The sequence below is a fragment of the Paenibacillus sp. Marseille-Q7038 genome, from assembly GCF_965111595.1.
Genome location: NZ_CBCOOM010000001.1, coordinates 2123793 through 2142898, shown reverse-complemented (window position 1 = coordinate 2142898; position 19106 = coordinate 2123793). Strand labels below are relative to the sequence as shown.

General features: G+C 40.5%; 19 protein-coding genes. 17 read left to right on the top strand and 2 right to left on the bottom strand.

Going from position 1 to position 19106, the window contains the following annotated elements; all coding sequences use genetic code 11:
• Positions 1–4: 4 nt before the first annotated feature.
• From ureB to treR, 10 genes are all read left to right on the top strand, one after another.
• Positions 5–328: an urease subunit beta gene (gene ureB, locus ACWPWY_RS10140; RefSeq protein ID WP_454191586.1), complete on the top strand. Its 324-nt coding sequence runs from the start codon at positions 5–7 to the stop codon at positions 326–328.
• Positions 325–2037, top strand: a complete 1713-nt coding sequence (gene ureC, locus ACWPWY_RS10135) for an urease subunit alpha (RefSeq protein ID WP_454191585.1) — start codon at positions 325–327, stop codon at positions 2035–2037. The genes ureB and ureC overlap by 4 nt, the downstream gene beginning before the upstream one ends.
• Positions 2038–2049: 12 nt before the next feature.
• On the top strand, positions 2050–2505 hold the full coding sequence (gene ureE / locus ACWPWY_RS10130; RefSeq protein ID WP_454191584.1) for an urease accessory protein UreE: 456 nt from the start codon (positions 2050–2052) through the stop codon (positions 2503–2505).
• On the top strand, positions 2498–3184 hold the full coding sequence (locus ACWPWY_RS10125; RefSeq protein WP_454191583.1) for an urease accessory protein UreF: 687 nt from the start codon (positions 2498–2500) through the stop codon (positions 3182–3184). The genes ureE and ACWPWY_RS10125 overlap by 8 nt, the downstream gene beginning before the upstream one ends.
• 29 nt (positions 3185–3213) lie before the next feature.
• Positions 3214–3825: an urease accessory protein UreG gene (ureG, locus tag ACWPWY_RS10120; protein WP_191799553.1), complete on the top strand. Its 612-nt coding sequence runs from the start codon at positions 3214–3216 to the stop codon at positions 3823–3825.
• A 1-nt stretch (position 3826) separates the two neighbouring features.
• The gene (locus ACWPWY_RS10115; RefSeq protein ID WP_454191582.1) at positions 3827–4651 is read left to right on the top strand and encodes an urease accessory protein UreD; all 825 of its coding nucleotides are present in this window, start codon (positions 3827–3829) and stop codon (positions 4649–4651) included.
• 126 nt (positions 4652–4777) lie between these two features.
• Positions 4778–5398 (top strand): PadR family transcriptional regulator, encoded by a 621-nt coding sequence (locus tag ACWPWY_RS10110; RefSeq protein WP_454191581.1) that lies wholly within the window; start codon positions 4778–4780, stop codon positions 5396–5398.
• Between the two features lie 248 nt (positions 5399–5646).
• Positions 5647–7383: an alpha,alpha-phosphotrehalase gene (gene treC / locus ACWPWY_RS10105; protein WP_454191580.1), complete on the top strand. Its 1737-nt coding sequence runs from the start codon at positions 5647–5649 to the stop codon at positions 7381–7383.
• 15 nt (positions 7384–7398) lie between these two features.
• On the top strand, positions 7399–9414 hold the full coding sequence (gene treP, locus ACWPWY_RS10100; RefSeq protein ID WP_454191579.1) for a PTS system trehalose-specific EIIBC component: 2016 nt from the start codon (positions 7399–7401) through the stop codon (positions 9412–9414).
• A gap of 69 nt (positions 9415–9483) precedes the next feature.
• Positions 9484–10212, top strand: a complete 729-nt coding sequence (gene treR / locus ACWPWY_RS10095) for a trehalose operon repressor (RefSeq protein WP_454192846.1) — start codon at positions 9484–9486, stop codon at positions 10210–10212.
• A gap of 64 nt (positions 10213–10276) precedes the next feature.
• Here treR and ACWPWY_RS10090 read toward each other — a convergent pair whose 3' ends face one another.
• The gene (locus tag ACWPWY_RS10090; RefSeq protein ID WP_454191578.1) at positions 10277–10555 is read right to left on the bottom strand and encodes a hypothetical protein; all 279 of its coding nucleotides are present in this window, start codon (positions 10553–10555) and stop codon (positions 10277–10279) included.
• Between the two features lie 160 nt (positions 10556–10715).
• Here ACWPWY_RS10090 and ACWPWY_RS10085 point away from each other — a divergent pair, with 160 nt between their 5' ends.
• The 3 genes from ACWPWY_RS10085 (at position 10716) to ACWPWY_RS10075 (ending at position 13874) form a co-directional block, all read left to right on the top strand.
• Positions 10716–11558: a serine/threonine protein kinase gene (locus ACWPWY_RS10085; protein WP_454191577.1), complete on the top strand. Its 843-nt coding sequence runs from the start codon at positions 10716–10718 to the stop codon at positions 11556–11558.
• Positions 11559–11950: 392 nt separating this feature from the next.
• The gene (locus ACWPWY_RS10080) at positions 11951–12877 is read left to right on the top strand and encodes an AEC family transporter (protein ID WP_454191576.1); all 927 of its coding nucleotides are present in this window, start codon (positions 11951–11953) and stop codon (positions 12875–12877) included.
• A 151-nt stretch (positions 12878–13028) separates the two neighbouring features.
• The gene (locus tag ACWPWY_RS10075) at positions 13029–13874 is read left to right on the top strand and encodes a chemotaxis protein (RefSeq protein ID WP_454191575.1); all 846 of its coding nucleotides are present in this window, start codon (positions 13029–13031) and stop codon (positions 13872–13874) included.
• Positions 13875–13969: 95 nt separating this feature from the next.
• Here ACWPWY_RS10075 and ACWPWY_RS10070 read toward each other — a convergent pair whose 3' ends face one another.
• Complete coding sequence (locus ACWPWY_RS10070; RefSeq protein WP_454191574.1) at positions 13970–15280, bottom strand: MFS transporter; 1311 nt, start codon at positions 15278–15280, stop codon at positions 13970–13972.
• A gap of 72 nt (positions 15281–15352) precedes the next feature.
• On the opposite strand from ACWPWY_RS10070, the gene ACWPWY_RS10065 reads away from it, so the two are divergent.
• From ACWPWY_RS10065 to ACWPWY_RS10050, 4 genes are all read left to right on the top strand, one after another.
• Positions 15353–16279: a S66 peptidase family protein gene (locus ACWPWY_RS10065; protein WP_454191573.1), complete on the top strand. Its 927-nt coding sequence runs from the start codon at positions 15353–15355 to the stop codon at positions 16277–16279.
• A 105-nt stretch (positions 16280–16384) separates the two neighbouring features.
• Positions 16385–17239 carry a DUF1835 domain-containing protein gene (locus ACWPWY_RS10060; RefSeq protein WP_454191572.1) on the top strand — a complete coding sequence of 285 codons (855 nt, stop codon included), beginning with the start codon at positions 16385–16387 and terminating at the stop codon, positions 17237–17239.
• A gap of 308 nt (positions 17240–17547) precedes the next feature.
• The gene (locus tag ACWPWY_RS10055; protein WP_454191571.1) at positions 17548–17958 is read left to right on the top strand and encodes a GntR family transcriptional regulator; all 411 of its coding nucleotides are present in this window, start codon (positions 17548–17550) and stop codon (positions 17956–17958) included.
• 5 nt (positions 17959–17963) lie between these two features.
• A complete protein-coding gene (locus ACWPWY_RS10050; RefSeq protein ID WP_454191570.1) occupies positions 17964–19067 on the top strand; it encodes a DUF1648 domain-containing protein in 1104 nt (367 codons plus the stop codon).
• Positions 19068–19106: the final 39 nt, after the last annotated feature.

The window sequence follows — 19106 nt, the reverse complement described above, 5'->3', positions numbered from 1 at the left end:
AGAGATGATACCGGGCCAAATTTTTCTGAATGATGAAGAGATTATTTGTAATGTAGGAAAAACACCTTCTAAAATCAAAGTGAAAAATACAGGAGACCGTCCTGTTCAAGTGGGATCTCATTTTCATTTTTTTGAAGTGAATGGAGCACTTGAGTTCAATCGGGAAGAAGGTTTTGGTATGCACCTGAATATTCCGGCAGGCGCAGCAGTTCGTTTTGAACCAGGGGACGAAAAAATAGTAGAAGTGGTTCCCTATGGCGGAGAACGCCGAGTGTACGGATTTAATAATAAAACAGATGGATCATTGGAAAGTGGGTGTAAATCATGAGTTTTCGTATGCCAAGAACTCAGTATTCTCAAATGTACGGACCAACAACTGGGGATTCAATCCGTCTGGCGGATACGGAATTAATTATTCAGATTGAAAAAGATTATACAACGTACGGTGACGAAGTCGTATTCGGCGGCGGTAAAGTAATTCGTGATGGAATGGGTCAGCACCCACTTGTTACCCGTGGAGAAGGAGTCCCTGACGTTGTCATTACAAATGCGATTATCTTGGATTACACCGGTATTTATAAAGCTGATATCGGGATTAGAGACGGGAAAATTTCTGGGATCGGGAATGCCGGTAATCCACTAGTTATGGATAATGTAGACATCGTGATCGGAGCTTCTACCGAGATTATTGCCGGTGAAGGAATGATTGTTACAGCGGGTGGAATTGATACGCACGTTCATTTTATTAACCCGGCTCAGATCGAAACGGCATTATCATCTGGTCTGACCACGCTAATTGGCGGAGGAACGGGACCAGCTGCAGGTTCCAAAGCAACGACGGTTACTCCAGGAGAATGGAACATCCATCGCATGCTCGAAGCTGCTGAAGGTATGCCGATCAATGTTGGCTTCACGGGTAAAGGACAAGCTGCATCGGAAGAGCCTCTAGCAGAACAAGTACGTGCGGGAGCGATTGGTCTGAAAGTTCATGAAGACTGGGGTGCTACTGCATCGGCTCTGGATAACGCACTGACGGTTGCAGATAAATATGATGTCCAAGTTGCTGTTCATGCGGATACCTTAAATGAAGGTGGATTCATGGAGAACACAATGGCTGCCATTAAAGACCGCGTAATTCACATGTATCACACGGAAGGTGCAGGCGGAGGTCATGCTCCCGATTTGATCAAGTCGGCCAGCTACATGAATGTACTTCCATCATCTACGAATCCAACATTACCTTATACCATCAATACAATTGATGAACATCTAGATATGCTTATGGTATGTCACCATTTGAATCCATCGATCCCTGAGGATCTTGCTTTTGCAGATTCCCGAATTCGCCGTGAAACGATTGCAGCTGAAGATATCCTGCAAGACATGGGTGTGTTCAGTATGGTTAGCTCGGATGCACAAGCAATGGGCCGAATTGGCGAAGTTATTCTTCGGACATGGCAAACGGCTGATAAAATGAAAAAACAACGGGGTTCTTTGCAAGGCGACAGCGCAATGTCGGACAATAACCGTGCAAAACGATATGTTGCTAAATATACCATTAACCCAGCAATTACCCATGGTATCTCAGAATATGTTGGTTCCATTGAAGTAGGGAAAATGGCGGATCTAGTGGTTTGGTCTCCAGCCTTCTTTGGTGTAAAACCGGAGATGATTATCAAAAATGGTATGGTTGTTCAAGGCTTGATGGGTGACGCAAATGCTTCGATTCCTACTCCGCAGCCGGTCATTTATCGTCCAATGTATGCACAGTATGGCAAAGCACTTTCCAGTACATCTGCCACCTTTATTTCGCAATCTGCTTTCGATCTGAAGGTTCATGAAAAATTAGGATTGGAAAAAATCATTCTGCCTGTTCATGGTATTCGGAATTTAACGAAGAAAGATATGAAGCTGAATTCGGAAACGCCGGAGATTACGGTTGATCCGCAAACGTACGAGGTAAGAGTTAATGGAGAATTAATTACATGTGAACCTGTAGACCGTGTGTCGATGGGCCAGCGCTATTTCTTATTTTGAGGTGAGAGAAAAATGATTATTGAAAAAGTTGTAACAAATATAGAAAACCTATCCAAAGAAGAAATAGAGAAACACCATATTGAAAAAGTGTATCTTGATAGTTCTGATCTCGTAAAACGAATCCAACGTGTCAAAACAGATCACGGTAAAGAAGTTGGCATTCGCTTGAAAGAACAGCGTGACCTGATCGCCGGTGATATTTTATATATGGATGATAAGAACATCATTATGATTGATGTTACTTCCGATGATCTCATCGTTATTCGTCCGCGCAGCCTAAATGAAATGGGGACGATTGCCCATCAATTAGGAAATCGCCATCTTCCAGCCCAATTTGAAGGTGATGAAATGCTTGTTCAGTATGATTATCTTGTTGAGGAATTATTGAATCAACTGGAAATCCCTTATGAGCGAGAAGAAAGAAAAGTAAAACAAGCATTCCGTCATATCGGCCACAGTCATGGATAAGAATACGCTCTCCTTATTTCAACTGTGTGATTCTAATTTTCCAACAGGAGCGTTCAGTCATTCCTATGGTCTGGAAAGTTATATTCAGGAAGATCTTGTGCATAACCAAGAAACTTTCTCTGAATGGTTGAATGTGTATTTATATGAGCAGCTTGTCCATACGGATGGACTTGCTTCTCGTATGGTGTACGATGCTTTAGAAGAAGAGAACTTGGAAGCTGTATGGAAAATGGATCGAATGTTGTCTGTACAAAACTTGCCGCGTGAGACTAGAGAAGGCACGAAAAAAATGGGCGACCGGATGTTAAATCTTGTTGGATCACTGTATGAAGTGCCGGTCCTTCATGAGTATCGGGAGCAGATCAAAGCGAAGAAATGCTTCGGACATCCAGCCATCGTCTTTACGATGATCGGGCATCACCTCGGTGTTTCCAAATCAACAACCATTTTGTATTATTTGTATTCGATTCTATCAAGTCTTGTTCAAAATGCTGTGCGTGCAATTCCTTTAGGCCAGACCGCTGGTCAAAAAGTCATACAGCAATTTCAAGGTGATTTGATAGAGGCAACGGATAAAATTTTGATGATGGATGAACTTGATTTCGGAATCATTTCACCGGGACTTGAATTATCACAAATGAAGCATGAACGTGTAAATATTCGTATTTTTATGTCATAAATCTAATCAAAGAAAGAAGTGTTTGAATAATGGAACCGATTAAAATTGGAGTTGGCGGACCTGTTGGAGCAGGTAAAACGATGCTTGTTGAGAAATTGACTCGTCATCTGGAAGGCGAAATTAGTATGGCAGTCGTAACAAACGACATCTATACCAAGGAAGATGCTAAATTCTTGATGCAAAATGGTGTTCTACCCGCAGATCGTATTATCGGTGTTGAAACAGGTGGATGTCCGCATACGGCAATCCGTGAAGATGCTTCTATGAACTTCGCTGCCATTGATGAACTGAAAGAAAAACATCCTGATGTTGAGCTGATTTTCGTAGAAAGCGGTGGAGATAACCTAGCTGCGACATTCAGCCCTGAATTGGTTGACTTCTCCATCTACATCATCGACGTAGCACAAGGTGAGAAAATTCCGCGTAAAGGTGGACAAGGAATGATTAAATCTGATTTGTTCATTATTAACAAAACGGATTTGGCACCTTATGTTGGCGCAAGCCTTGAAGTTATGGAATCCGATACTAAGGTTTTCCGCGGAAACAAACCATTCGTGTTTACAAACCTGAAGGATAATAAAGGTCTTAACGAAGTCATTGACTGGATTAAAAACAATGCATTCTTAAAGGGATTAGAATAGAATGGAAGACTGGACAGGGATTCTGCGATTAGATGCGGAAGAAAGACACGGAAAAACTGTCGCAAAAAATGTGTATTTCCAAGGTGCTTTCAAAGTAATGCGTCCGATTTACCATGATCAATCGGGACAGCCATGTTATTACATTCTGAATCCAGGCGGCGGATATCTAGACGGTGACCGCTATCAGATGAAAGTATCGCTGGCAGAACAAGCCCGGATGACATTAACTACACAGTCGGCTACTAAAATATATAAGACTCCGAATAAACCTGCCTATCAGGAGACTGAATTTATTCTCAAAAAGGGCAGCTATCTTGAATATATTACAGATCCGCTTATTGGTTATCAGGATGCTAAGTATGTTCAAAAAACAGTAGTGCGAATGGAGAAGGGTTCTACTTTTCTTTATTCGGATATCATTACTTCGGGGTGGTCTCCAGAAGGAACTCAGTTTAGTTATGATCTGCTTCAATTAATGACAGAGGTCTATATTGATGACGAGTTAGCCTTATATGATCATATTAAATTAAATCCTTCTTCACAAAATATTGCTTCTCTTGGATATATGGAAGGATTTACGCATCTAGGTTCCATGATGTTGATCGGAGACCAAGCAGATAATGAACTTCTTGACCGGCTATACCATGCAATACACGAAGATACAAAAGAATATAATATTGGATTATCGTTACTGCCAGTCACAGGGATCTTGATTCGTATCTTAGCTAATTCAACGCAGACCATAGAAAGAATTCAAACCGAGTGTCATCGTGTAATTAGCCAAGAGCTTTTTAACAGTTCACCTTCATTTTTAAGAAAATATTAATGCTCACAAAACCCTGCAATCATAAATGGTTGCAGGGTTTTTTAATGAAAAACAGGTAACAATAAGATGTAGTTTGAGATAAACTGGAATCTTGGACAACTTTAATTAATATAAGGAATGAGGCATATGAATACTCTTGGTTATGCGATTTTGAGCGTATTAAGTAAAAGGCCTAGCTCAGGATATGAATTGGCTTCTTGTCTGGATATGTTATGGCCAGCGAAACACAGCCAGATTTATCCCCTTCTCACCAAAATGGAACAGAAGGGCTTATTGTCCTATGAACATATCGAACAAATCGGGAAGCCTAACAAAAAAATATATTCAATAACGGAAAAAGGAAGAGGAACCTTAGAATCTTGGATCAATGAACCTGCGGGCAACCAAATTATTCGAGATGATTTTCTAATTAAAGTATATTCGATTTGGCTTAAGGATGAGGAAAGCGCTAAAAAATTGATAGAAGATCGATTGGTGAAATTAAACCAACAAGTATCTTTGCAAGTGACTGAAATAGAGAAAGCAAATGAAGAGCAGATATCGACGACATCAAAGCATTTTGGTAAGTATATCCTTCTGTGTAGAAGTCATTTTTTAAATAAAGAAGAAGTTTCGTGGTGTCACTGGGTACTTAGTTTATTCAAGAGTTCCAACATAAGTAAGCTGCTACTAGGATTGTTCAGTGCGAATACGCTTTATAAAATAATGCAAAATCTTACGTTCATTGTTGAATTTGGTGAATTTTAATCATAGACTAAGATCCTTAATAAAAGAGGATGAAAATAGCTCAAGTATAAATTATCCGGTGATCAGAAAGAGAATCGCAAGTGTTGATTCTTTTCCATCAGGATGCTTATACTTGGGCTTTTATTGTTTATATTCTTACTATATCGTTTAAAAGTGTATTGACAACATGTATATACATGTTTATCATGAAATCATAACAACCTGTATATACAAGTTTGGAATAATAAAATTAAGGAGGAGTTATTCAAGTGAATGTACTAGATAAGAACACTTCTTCTGAGTGGTGGAAAACCTCTTCCATCTACCAGGTATATCCGAAGAGCTTTTGTGATACGACCGGTAAGGGAACAGGGGATATTCAGGGATTAATTAAGAAGTTAGATTATATTAAAGGCCTTGGAATTGATATGGTTTGGCTGCAACCGGTATATGTGTCGCCGCAAAATGATAACGGTTACGATGTTGCAGATTATTATAGTATTGACCCTGCTTTTGGCACGATGGGAGATATGGACGAGTTAATTCACGAAATGAAAAAACGAGACATGCATCTCATGATTGATATCGTTGTTAATCATTCCTCAACCGAACATCAGTGGTTTAAGGAAGCACGTTCCTCACGTGATAATCCATACCGAGATTACTATATATGGAAAGACCCAGCCCCAGATGGCGGCCCACCTAACAACTGGCAGTCTAAGTTTGGCGGTCCTGCATGGCAATATGATGAAGGTACGAAGCAGTATTACCTGACTCTATTTGACAAGACGCAAGCTGATTTGAACTGGGAGAATGAAAAAGTAAGGCAAGAAGTCATTGATATTTTGACCTTCTGGGCTGAGAAAGAGGTAAGCGGTTTTAGAATGGATGTTATTAATCTGATATCCAAAGACCAAAGCTTCCCTGACGACGATGGTTCTGTGGCTCCGGGAGATGGACGCAAATTTTACACAGATGGTCCACGAGTACATGAATACATTAAAGAACTGAATGAGAAGGTATTTAGACCTTATAATATTGTAACGGTTGGAGAGATGTCTTCGACAACACTTGAACAGTGCATTCGATATTCGAATCCCAGAGAGAATGAGTTCTCGATGACGTTTAATTTTCATCATTTGAAAGTGGATTATCCGAATGGTCAGAAATGGGAACTGAAGCCGTATGATTTTGAAGAATTAAAAAGTGTACTGTCACACTGGCAGATGGGTATGCAGCAAGGCGGCGGTTGGAATGCTTTATTCTGGAATAACCATGATCAGCCGAGAGCCCTTACCCGATTTACGAATGATGGTGAATTCCGAAACGAAAGCGCTAAAATGTTAGCTACAACGCTCCATGGCATGCAGGGGACGCCGTACATTTATCAGGGAGAAGAGATCGGAATGCCAGATCCGGTATGGAATGATATTTCCGAATTCCGGGATATAGAGTCGCTCAATATGTATCAAATTCTGATTGATCGCGGTAAAACTCCGGAGGAAGCTTCCCATATTGTAAAAGTAAGATCTCGTGATAATTCACGAATTCCAATGCTTTGGGATGATAGCGATCAGGCAGGATTCACGAGCGGAACACCTTGGATTAAGATTGATGAACGTTATAAAGAAATCAATGCGAAGCAACAAGTAGAAGAACCGGATTCCATCTATCATCATTACCGTAAGCTGATTCAGCTTCGTAAAGAAGTTAAGGTAATTACAGACGGCACGTTTACTCGTCTTGATCATGCTCATCCTGAAGTTTTTGCTTACGCAAGAATGAATGAAGAAGAGACACTGGTTGTAATTTCGAATTTTAGTGATAAGACAGTTCATTTCGAATTGCCAGAAACGTTTGTAGAGAAACATCTTTCACAGCAGGATGCAGTACTTCTTCTGTCAAATACGGCAGGCAATAAAGTGCTAGCATCAACTGTTGAACTATCACCTTACGCATCCCATATGTGGTTAATTTCAAATACTGGAGATTCTACTATTAATTAAGGGAGAACAAACGCTATGTCTAAAATAGATCAAAAACAGGTGGAACGAATCGTTCAAGCTGTGGGTGGAAAAGAAAATATTGAAGCCGCTACCCATTGTGTGACTAGACTTCGCTTTGCACTCGCAGATGAGAGTAAAGTAGATGCGCAAGCTTTGGAAGAGAATGCCCTAGTAAAAGGGCACTTCTCTTCGCAAGGTCAATTCCAAGTAATCATCGGTCCGGGTCTCGTTGATCAGGTCTATGATGACATGATGAAACTAACGGGCGGCTCTAGAGCATCGAAAGATGATGTAAAGACGCTAGCTAGTAAGAAACAGAATCCGCTTCAACGTGCGATAAAAATGCTCGCAGATATTTTTATCCCGATTCTTCCAGCGATCGTTATGGCAGGTCTGCTTCTCGGGCTAAATAATATTCTGGCGGGTCCTGGAATTTTTTATGAAGGACAGTCCCTCATTGAAGTATATCCGCAGTGGGCAGATGTAGCTTCGATCATTAATCTAATTGCAAGTACGGCTTTCTCATTCCTGCCCGTACTGATTGGTTGGTCAGCAGTTAAACAATTTGGCGGAAGTCCGCTTCTAGGTATTGTACTGGGTTTGATCTTGGTTAATCCTGAACTATTAAGTGCCTACAACTATGCAAATGCAACACTGGAAGGAACAGTTCCCGTATGGAACCTATTTGGATTTGAAGTAGAGAAGATTGGATATCAGGGTCAAGTTCTTCCTGTTCTTGTCTCTGCCTACATCTTGGCTAAAATCGAAGGATTCCTCAATAAAAGAGTACATGATTCGATTAAGCTGCTCCTTGTAGCGCCTGTAGCTCTTCTAGTAACCGGTTTCTTGGCATTTACAGTCGTTGGTCCTGTTACATTTTCCATCGGAAATCTGATTACAAATGGTCTAATTAGTATATTTGATTCTTTCTCTGCACTTGGCGGATTAATCTATGGCGGTTTGTATGCCTTGCTTGTTATTACAGGGTTCCATCATACGTTTTTGGCTGTAGATATTCAGCTGATTGGAAGCCAAGGTGGAACATTCCTATGGCCGATGCTTGCTCTATCGAATATTGCTCAAGGTGCAGCTGCCCTGGCCATGATGTTTATTCTTAAAGATCAAAAAGCAAAAGGACTTGCTGCAACTTCATCAGTATCTGCTTTTCTTGGTGTAACGGAACCTGCGATTTTTGGAGTTAACATTCGTTATCGTTACCCATTTATTTTCGGTATGATCGGTTCTGGTATTGCCGGAGTCCTACTTGCCATTAATAATGTACTGGCTTCTTCGATCGGAGTAGGCGGTATTCCTGGATTTCTTTCGATCTTCCCTAACCAATGGGGTATCTTCTTCCTTGGGATGTTAATCGTTATTGTGGTTTCTTTTACAGGTACGCTGCTCTATGGAAAACTGCGTATGTCCCGAGATCAGCTAAAGTCTGAAAACGCTCCATCTAGTGTGGTTGTGAATAATGAAGAGGCAGCAACAGAAGAAGTTTCGGATGGTCGCGCTGATAATGCTTTGGATGCGGAACAGAATATTGTACATTCCAATACACAAAAAAGAAGCGAAATGACCATTGCAGCTCCACTCAGCGGTAAGGTAGTATCGCTATCTGAAGTACCGGATCCTGCTTTTGCACAGAAACAGATGGGTGAGGGGATTGCCATCCTTCCTGCGGAAGGCAAAGTTTATGCACCTTTCGATGGAACGGTAGAACATGTGACCAAAACAAAACACGCGATGATTCTAAGTGATACCGAAGGGTTCCAAGTGTTAATCCATGTTGGAATTAATACCGTCTCACTTAAAGGAAATGGATTTACTACACATGTCGAATCAGGTACGAGTGTAAGTAAGGGACAATTATTACTTGAGTTTGATAAGAAAGCGATAGAAGAGGCCGGTTTCCCTGTCATCACACCTATTATTATTCCGGATGGACAGGACCCGTCTCCAAAAGTTGAAGAATTAGCAAGCGGCATTGTTGAAGCGTCCGCCCCGCTCCTCAAGGTAACCTTTGACTAAAGTAAGCTAATGCGTCACTGATTTGTAATCATTTCATAAAAAACGTGATACAATACGATTGGTGATATGATGATGAATAATATTTTTGTAACTCTGTATAAAGATTTCGCGGAAAAGATCGACTCAGGAATTCTTGCACCAGGCAGCAAGCTGCCTTCTGAACATGAATTGGCACAACATTATGAAATCACGCGGGAAACGGTGCGCAAAGGCTTAAACTTACTTGCTCAGAATGGTTATATCCATAAAGTAAAAGGAAAAGGCTCATTCGTTCTCCAAAGAGATCGTTATAATTTTCCAGTGAGCGGGCTGGTCAGTTATAAAGAAATGTCAGAACGGATGGGGAAACTGAGTAATACCCTTGTGTATGTTACGGAATGTACACATGCAGGGGAGTATATTTCGAAGCAACTTCAGGTATCTGCGGATACAAAAGTATGGAGGGTCGTTCGAGCCAGGGAAATAGACGGAGAACGAATTATACTGGATATTGATTTCTTACTGGCTTCGATTGTTCCTCATCTGTCCAAGGATATAACAGGACAGTCCATATATGAGTATTTGGAGAAAGAACTGCATCTTAAAATCAGCTATGCTAAAAAAGTAATTTCGGTTGAACGTGCCACAAGCATGGACCACGAATACATGGATATTGGGGAAGATACACATGTTGTCGTTGTTCGTGGCTATGTCCATCTCGAAGATACAACGTTGTTTCAATATTCAGAATCCAGGCATCGTTTGGATAAATTTCAATTTGTTGATTTTGCAAGAAGAGAAAACACATTATCGTTCTAAAAAAATCCAGTATGCATTCCTTACATAAGGTTTGCGTGCTGGATTTTTAGGTTTGAGAACCTTTTTATGACTTCTTATTCGAATATTTTTTTAGAATTAGATTCATGAATAACGCAGAAATTGAAATAATGAGGAGATGAACTCCAATTGCAGAAATTAGAAGCCCATTCCATGCTCCTACGATGAGACCGGAAACAATGATAACAATGGAAATAATGAAAATTCGTCCGAATACCGTTTTGTTCATGTCTTTCTTCGTCTTTCTTGTGAGATCAATGCGATGGAATAAAAATGATAATAGGATTGAACACACGACTAGTAGCAAAACGAATTCGAGTTCCAATTAACCACTCCTGTTCTATTTATTACAAATTATAATCGAAGGTGGTATCATTTTGTATGTTTATACATGATTGATCAAGGATACATTTACAAGCATGCTATAATGATGGATAGGAAATGGCCTTTAAGAGGCCGGTTTACCTTGAGGAGGTAAGTTATTGTTGCGTCTTTATTCAACCCTTCATTCTTTCATTTCTGCTTGGCGTGACGATCCTCGTGAGAAAGGAGCCTCTATAGGACAGCGCTACGAAGTGCAAGAGGTTCTTGGTGAAGGAAGCTACGGAATTACATATAAGTGTTTAGATTGTACCACAGGTAAAGAGGTAGCTGTGAAACAAGCAAGACCTAGCAAAGGTGACTACGCAGTGAAGCTTCTTTTTCAGGAAGCAGAGATCATTAGTGAGCTTCAGCATCCGGATATTCCTAGTTTTATCGATCTTTTTCAAGAGAAGGGAAGAAGTTATCTTGTTATGTCCTATATGGAAGGGGATACGCTAGAAGATCTGATCTTTGGACAGGGCATCAAGTTTGATGAAAAACAAACGGTTCTCATCACACTTCAGCTGCTTCATCTCGTCGAATACGTTCATCATCAAGGTTACGTCCATCTTGATCTGCGTATTCCTAATGTCCTTTTTCATGATGGAAGGTTGCTGCTGATTGATTTTGGTCTGGCTCGTAAAATAGGAACAGCTCCATTGTTACCCAAATCTTCTTTTATTGCTAGGCTTTCCGCTCAGCGTAGAAGCATCACAGGAAAGATAGCAAACGAACAAGCGGATCTGAATGATATCGGTCACTTTATGTTATTTATGCTGTATTCCACGTATGAGGTGCAGGAAACGGACATGGATGTTCATACACCTCATGAGCAGAGCTGGCAGGAGGAACTTCGTCTCCGTGCAGATTTGAAACTTATTATTGAGCGGCTTCTTGAGATTGAGGAGCCATTTGATCGTTCTGATGAACTAAAAGCAGCGTTAACAGCAATGATCTCAACATAAAAAAATCCCTCTTACATAGAGGGATCGAGATAATGTTTAGCTTGAACTGTATTTTCTACTCTTATAATAACCATGTCCTTGTTTTCCATGTTTGTATTTTTGATCAGAAGAAGATCCGCGGTATCTAGGTGCGCGGTGAGAGCTACTGTAGCGTCTAGAATATTTCTTTGCTGAGCTGCTGTAATACCTTTTACCTTTACTGCGACCAGAAGATCGGAGAAATTTATCAATAAGCTTTCTTAACATGTCGTGTACACCCTTTCGTTACCACTTTTTATACATTACCCAATCTATACGCTTAAAAAAACGAGTGCGTTTCATATTTTTCTATTACTCTTACTTTGCCAGAATTTTTCCATTCTTAGGTCTTCCATCTGGAGGTTTTTTCAGTTATGAATTTGTTCTTTTCCATTCTGCTTAATAACGTAATCCCTCTTTTTTTAGTCATGACAATTGGATTCATCGTCCAGCGAACCAGAGGACTCGATATCAAAACACTATCGAATATTAATTTTTATATTTTATCACCTGCAGTGGTTTTTAATCTCCTGTACACTACCGATATTTCGTTGTCATTGTTCGGTCAAGTGATGGGCTTTTTTGTCCTGTTTATGCTCATGCAATATATCCTTTGTTCCCTTGTTATTAAACTCTTAAGACTTGAAGGCGGTATGCCGGCGGCGATGAGGAACAGCGTATTGTTTGCCAATAGTGCTAACTATGGATTACCAATTAATGAGCTTGCTTTTTCGGGTAATCCTTTGACACTCGGGGTTCAGGTAATAATCCTGATGTTACAGTCGTTTTTACCCAATACCTATGGAATCTACAGCGTGAATGCACATCAGGTAAATAGAAAAAGAATCTGGCGAACTATTGTCGGCCAACCTGTTATATATGCAATTCCGCTTGCATTTTTGCTCCGTATTCTCAGTGTTGAGCTCCCAAGTACCCTTCAAATCCCACTTCATTATTTGTATGCGGCTTTTATCGGGATGGCCCTTTTAACACTTGGTGTGCAGCTGGGAGCGATGAAATGGACGTTTGCGAAAAAGGGGAGTCTGAGCGTAGCCATCTCGGTCGCTATGAGACTTATTGGGGGACCGCTATTAGCGGCACTCACAGTGCTGCTTCTTGGAATCGATGGGCTGGTAGCAAAAGCACTCATTGTTTCTTCTTGTGTTCCGACTTCACTTAGCAGCATGATCTTAGCTGTTCAGTTCGACAATGAACCCGAATTCTCTTCTCAGACGGTCTTTTTCTCGACACTTCTGAGTACGCTGACGGTAACAGGGACGATTGTGCTTTTAAACATCTAACTTAGTTTGAAAAATAAGGACTTGAGACATTTACCTTATTTATCCATTATGTATATAATCAAGGGGAACCGTATAGACCCAGTACATCTGCTATGCTGTCAAGTCATTAGTCTTATCTTTATATTTTAAAGATGGGAAGGAGTGAAGCGAGATGCAAAAGATTGGGGTTATCGTTATTCATGGTCTCGGCCTCCAGAACAAGGAGTTTGCATTCAAGTTTATAAAAAAACTAGATCATGCCTTTGCCGGTTTGATGAATGTAGCTTCTTCCAAACCTTACATTGATATTGAACCGGTGTACTGGGGAGATGTATTCGGTGATCATGAGGATCGGATCTTTCGTGATTTGGTTGTGAATAAAAAACTGCGTTACAAAAAACTTAGACGGTACTTATTGTACTATCTAGCTGATGCTGTTGCTTACCAACCTGTAGATACGAACGGACATAATTATGATGCGGTCCATCAATCAATAAGTAATGCACTCCACTGTTTATCCCAGCGTATAGGTAATACTGCTCCCCTTTTCGTTGTTTCCCATAGTTTAGGTACTGTGATTGCTAGTAATTTTTTCTATGATCTTCAGTTTATCTCAAGACACTCTCCAGGAGTTATTGATACCTCTTCTCCGCTGGAGCGGGGAGAGACGCTGACTCATTTTTATTCACTCGGAACGACACTGCCTCTCTGGAGCTTGCGTTATCGTGACTTTAGTAAACCGATTCGAATTCCTTCATTAGAAGGAAAGGATTTATATCCTGGTCTTGAAGGAGAATGGGTTAACTTTTATGACAAAGATGATATATTAGGTTATCCTCTACGTGAGATTGATCCCGCTTATGAGGAGGCTGTGAAAGCCGATGTAAGTATTAATGTCGGAAACTTACTCACTTCTTGGAATCCCTTCTGTCACACGAGTTATATGAGAGATAAAAAAGTCGTGAATCACATTGCTGATCGGCTAGCAGACGCCTATCGTTATATGAATACTGAATAAGCTATCGGAAATTTATAAAAGAAAAAGCAGTGACAAGGTTTCAGAAAAAGAAGCCCATGTCATTGCTTTTTTTGTATACAGCTATTTTCTTTTTTTTATTCAGCGGCTCCTTGATTTAACGAAGCCCTATACGGCATCGATTTACGTTTATCACGTAACATGAGATAGAAGAAAGCAGAAGCTGTCACATAGAGAAGTCCTGTAATCGTAAAAGTAATAGCATATCCTTGATAGCTTCCGAAGGTGGTCACGAGATAAGATTGAACAGGACCCATCGTAGCCCATCCTGTCATAAAAGCGGTCTGCATGAGAGAATTGGCAATACCTCTCCTTTTTTCAGACACATGATCAATTAATAGGGAAGAAAAAATAGGATTTGCTGCATTCATTAAAGCTTGTCTAAACAGGAAACTTACGGACGCCATAACAAGCGAATAGGTGTATCCGGTTAATAAAAGTAATGGAAGGGAGAGAATTTGGAATATAACGACTGCTTTAACGGGTCCGACTTTGTTTGCGAGCGAAGGACCAATCATCATCGATACGATGGTCATGATTTGCCCAAGTGATATCAGGATACTCATCAGACTAAGGCTGATATCGAATCTGTCGGTAAAGTAAAGATTTAAGTAAGGGACGACAAGACCTGAACCTGTTCCGATTAACAGTTGGGTAAAGAAAAACAGACGGATGAATTTCCAATCGGAAGCAGCGGATTTTTGATTATGTATTTCTCTTTTTGATGCTGAGTCAAGATCAAACTGTTTAGGAAGTAGTGCAGGTTGCTTATTAAGTATAGCTGATTCTCTTACAAAAAATAAAGGTAACGTTCCAAGAACAGTAGCCATTCCACCAATGAGAAGTACATACTGCAAGCTTGATACACTACTCATTCCTGCTGATTTCAGTACATCCGCGAGTACGCCTCCGCCAAGACTTCCCATCACTTGTGCTGCAAGTACAAGCGAGGCATGAATGCTAAATAGTTTTAGTCTGTTGTTTTTCGTTACATTGGCTGCTAGAAAAGGTATAGCTAGTACTTGAAAGAAGGAAGCGAATAAACCAGAAGAAGCAGCAAGAAAGAGGATACTGGATTCACCTTCCACAAAAGAGCGTCCCATAAACGTCATTCCACTAAACAACGCCCCTGCAATAAGAATAGGTTTACGGCTCATCTTGTCTCCCATCAGCCCGATGGGAATAAATAGGAGTGCAGTAGCAATAGACTGAATACTAATGACTCTACCGTTCATCGAGACATCAAACCCGAGATCTTGAATGTACAGATTATACAGAACGGAAAACATCCCACCACCCATCTGATAAAGTATATTGGCAAGGAAAAAAAGCTGGATATTACGAGGCCAGCTTGTAATCTCTGCTTTGATATTGCGCCAAAGTGTCATGTAGAAGCCTCCTGTCTTTTCTATTAAGAACTGGAAGATAAGGAAAGTCAAGGTTACGAGAGGATGAGGAATATGGATATCATCTATCCAGCGAAACTTAGTCCGGGAGATCTTATAGGAATTACTGCACTAGCAAGTTATGCAGATCCAGTCGAAATGCTCAGAGGTACAGAATATTTTACACAAATGGGTCTTAGAGTGGAGATTGGACAAAGCATATTTCGTCAGTATGGTTACTTAGCAGGGACCGATGAAGAAAGAGCAAAAGAAGTAAATGAAATGTTTCAGAATCCGGAGATCAAGGCAATTATTTGTGCGCGTGGGGGATATGGAACAGCTCGAATTGCGGATTTGCTTGATTATGATTGCATTAAGCATAACCCGAAAATTTTCTGGGGGTTTAGTGACATTACTTTTTTACATCAGGCGATATATAAGAAAACAGGGCTCATTACGTTTCATGGCCCGATGCTGTCATCCTTAATTGATCGTTCGCTTCATCCTCTTACCCTAGCGGGATATCAACAATTATTCTCACCCTTAGCGATGGAGTATACCGAAGAGATTTCTACACTGACTTCAATTGTGGAAGGGACAGCAAGCGGAGCCGTCGTTGGCGGGAACTTGTCACTCATCGTATCTAGTCTCGGTACACCTTATGAAATAGATACTCGGAATAAACTTCTGCTTATCGAAGAGATTAAGGAAGAGCCGTACCGAATAGACCGTATGCTGGGTCAATTACTGCAAGCTGGAAAACTGACGGAGGCTTCAGGCCTCATTGTGGGGAATTTTCACGAGTGTGTACCGAATACGGATAAATCATCATTTACTTGTGAGGAAGTTATTCATCACTATTTAAAAAAAGCAGATCGGCCTGCGCTGGCAGGTTTTGATATAGGACATTGTTCTCCGAATATTGCAATCCCACTGGGTCTCGAAGCAGAACTTTCTACAGCGAAGAAAACGCTCATATGGAAGAGACCTGCTGTAATTTGATCATATATGGGCTTTTTTGCTTATGAAGAAGGAAAAAGAAGTGTCCATAGCGTAGCTATTATAGATAAAACCGACAAAATGAATTGAAAAAGAGGTGAACAGCCCTTGACCAATCAGCATGTACATATCATGTTTGGGATGGAAGAACAAGGTATTTTGAAAGCGGCTCTTCACAAGGCAGAGATAAGGCATGACCATCAAGTGATTTCTTTTAATGACTGGTTTGCTTATGGACCGCTGAAGCAGCTTCATCTAGAAGAAGGAGAGAAGAAGCGGACTCGCTGGCTATCAGCTCGGTTGTCTAATTATGAGCAATTGTATACCTATAATCCCGATCATCAGACGGGAAAAGTGGTAGAGAACATTCAGTCGCTTTCGGATGATGCGAATATAACCATATGGCATGGAAATCATGCGCACGATCAAATCGGTGTTAGGTTTGTACTATCGCTGGTTAGAGATCGGAAGATGAATGTGAAGCTTGTGAATCCGATCCAAAAGGAATCAAGCTTTGTAGGAAATGTCCATTCGAATTCCGTGAATTTGTCGCAACTGAAAGCTTCTGATTATACTCCGTTTCTACATAAAATGGATGGATTTTCGTTACTTACACAAGAAGAAATGGATGCTTATGTATTAGACTGGGAGCAGATTTCAAACGATCCTGCTCTTTTTCGGATATGGGAGAATGGCCGCTTTAGATTATGTTCAGAAGATGTGCTGGATCAAGATCTACGGGATGTAATCATCGAACAGTCTTCTTTTTATCCCGATCAGTATGTGCCTGCGTCCAAAGTAGTAAGTGAAGTAGTGAGAAAAAGGGAAGCCTATTCTCTTCGTAAAGATTTTTTGGAGTATCGGCTTCGCTCCCTTATTCAAGACAAACAGGTTCTTTTCAAAGGGGCACCAGGACAACTTCATCGGTATCGCGTGAAATGGGAAATGGAGGATGTAAGATAGAGATATGTGCGGCGATCGTGATGAAGAAGCATTTCGTACATTGGCAGAGTGGGAACGAATAACTTCTCCTCATGAACGTGAATGGTAGCCGAATCCTATCTATATATAATAAGGCAATGAAAAGCGCTGGAAGCCGCAAGGCTGATCCAGCGCTTTTTTTTGTCATGCAGAAAAGATAACAGCAACAATTATCTCACAACATGAACAATCGTTTGTTTATTTACATATACATAATGTATCTGTTATACTACAAATATAACAGATACATTAATCGGATACATAAAGGGAAATGGGGGTGCAAAACGTTCATGATAATTGAACTTGATATGCAATCAGATATACCCATCTATACACAGCTGACAAATCAGATCATTGAGGGTATCGCCAGCGGCAATCTTAAGCCTGGAGAAGCATTACCTTCTGTGCGGAGCCTGGCATCCGATATCGGTATTAATTTGCACACAGTGAACAAAGCTTATCAGCTTCTTAAGCAAGAGGATTATATCCATATTCATCGTCAGAAAGGTGTGGTTGTTAATCCGGACGGTATGCCAGAGGCGAATAAAGAATTCAGTGATAAACAAAATGCACAGATTAGACCGCTGATTGCTGAGGCGATTTTAAGAGGGGTTACCCTGAAGGATATGAAGGAAATGATGGAGCGTATATACCTGGAGATCGAGCCGCCCGTGAATAAAGCGGATAATAAAAAGGAGTGATAGGCATGCCTGGAATTTACTTTATCTTGCTGTTTACGTTGTTTTTACCAATGGTAGTCCTTACGTCATTCATCCCTTACTTTACAAGACATACCGAAAGTTTTGGAATTACGGTGAGTGAAGAAGTGTTCCATAGTGCTGATTTAAAAAGGATGCGTAAAGCGTATGCGATTAGCAATTTTATAATTCAAGCTATTCTTGCTGTATTCGCCATGGCAATGACGGTTAGGAGTGCAGATTCGGCTAACGTTTCGGCCATGTGGATTATGATCTATGTGCTGATCAGTATTGTGACTCAGTTTTTAACCATGATATATTTTCATAAGAAAATGAAAAAATATAAAGCGGAACGTTTAACAGAGATGAAAATACCTCAAGCGAAGGTAACGATTGATATGAACTTCCGTAAACAGAAACTGGTGATCTCCAAAAAGTGGTATCTGATTCATCTGGTCCTGATTATAGCGACTTTTATTTTCACACTGGTGAATTATGATTTGTTCCCTGATAAAATGGTGATGCAATATGATTTTCAAGGAAATCCGACAACGATTAAAGATAAGACGATTAGTACCGTATTTATGCCAGTTGTTATGCAGATCATGATGACCCTGCTGTTTATGTTTATTAATACAGTTATTTATCGAAGTAAACAACAGGTAGATACGGAGCATCCAGAAGTGTCTTTGGAGAAAAATCGGATTTTTCGGCTCCGGAATTCGATCTTTAATTTATTTACTTCTCTCATGCTTATCTTACTGTTCTGCTTTATGCAATTCCAAATGTTATATCCTGTTGATCCGATCATCTTAGCTACTGTCTGCATTTCAATCGTTGTTTTCATCTTAGCGGGTACAGGTATCTTATATGTCACGACAGGTCAGGGAGGAAGCAGAGTCAAATCGCCTGTGGCTCCTTCTTCACAACCACCGCGTGATGATGATCAGAACTGGAAGCTCGGGATGTTTTATTTTAATCCTCAGGATCCATCTTTGTTTGTAGAAAAAAGAATGGGATATGGATGGACGATAAATCATGCAAGACCGCTGGCCTGGATTATTTTCGGAGGAATTATTGGGTCGATCGTGCTTGTGAGCATCCTATTATAAATAAAACATCAGTCTATCGAAATCAGAAAAAGCTAGTAT

Excerpts from the sequence above, each read along its gene's own strand:
- ureB (WP_454191586.1), top strand. The coding sequence starts at position 5 with ATGATACCGGGCCAAATTTTTCTGAATGATGAAGAGATTATTTGTAAT.
- ureC (WP_454191585.1), top strand. The coding sequence starts at position 325 with ATGAGTTTTCGTATGCCAAGAACTCAGTATTCTCAAATGTACGGACCA.
- ureE (WP_454191584.1), top strand. The coding sequence starts at position 2,050 with ATGATTATTGAAAAAGTTGTAACAAATATAGAAAACCTATCCAAAGAA.
- ACWPWY_RS10125 (WP_454191583.1), top strand. The coding sequence starts at position 2,498 with ATGGATAAGAATACGCTCTCCTTATTTCAACTGTGTGATTCTAATTTT.
- ureG (WP_191799553.1), top strand. The coding sequence starts at position 3,214 with ATGGAACCGATTAAAATTGGAGTTGGCGGACCTGTTGGAGCAGGTAAA.
- ACWPWY_RS10115 (WP_454191582.1), top strand. The coding sequence starts at position 3,827 with ATGGAAGACTGGACAGGGATTCTGCGATTAGATGCGGAAGAAAGACAC.
- ACWPWY_RS10110 (WP_454191581.1), top strand. The coding sequence starts at position 4,778 with ATGAATACTCTTGGTTATGCGATTTTGAGCGTATTAAGTAAAAGGCCT.
- treP (WP_454191579.1), top strand. The coding sequence starts at position 7,399 with ATGTCTAAAATAGATCAAAAACAGGTGGAACGAATCGTTCAAGCTGTG.
- treR (WP_454192846.1), top strand. The coding sequence starts at position 9,484 with ATGATGAATAATATTTTTGTAACTCTGTATAAAGATTTCGCGGAAAAG.
- ACWPWY_RS10080 (WP_454191576.1), top strand. The coding sequence starts at position 11,951 with ATGAATTTGTTCTTTTCCATTCTGCTTAATAACGTAATCCCTCTTTTT.
- ACWPWY_RS10075 (WP_454191575.1), top strand. The coding sequence starts at position 13,029 with ATGCAAAAGATTGGGGTTATCGTTATTCATGGTCTCGGCCTCCAGAAC.
- ACWPWY_RS10070 (WP_454191574.1), bottom strand. The coding sequence starts at position 15,280 with ATGACACTTTGGCGCAATATCAAAGCAGAGATTACAAGCTGGCCTCGT.
- ACWPWY_RS10065 (WP_454191573.1), top strand. The coding sequence starts at position 15,353 with ATGGATATCATCTATCCAGCGAAACTTAGTCCGGGAGATCTTATAGGA.
- ACWPWY_RS10055 (WP_454191571.1), top strand. The coding sequence starts at position 17,548 with ATGATAATTGAACTTGATATGCAATCAGATATACCCATCTATACACAG.
- ACWPWY_RS10050 (WP_454191570.1), top strand. The coding sequence starts at position 17,964 with ATGCCTGGAATTTACTTTATCTTGCTGTTTACGTTGTTTTTACCAATG.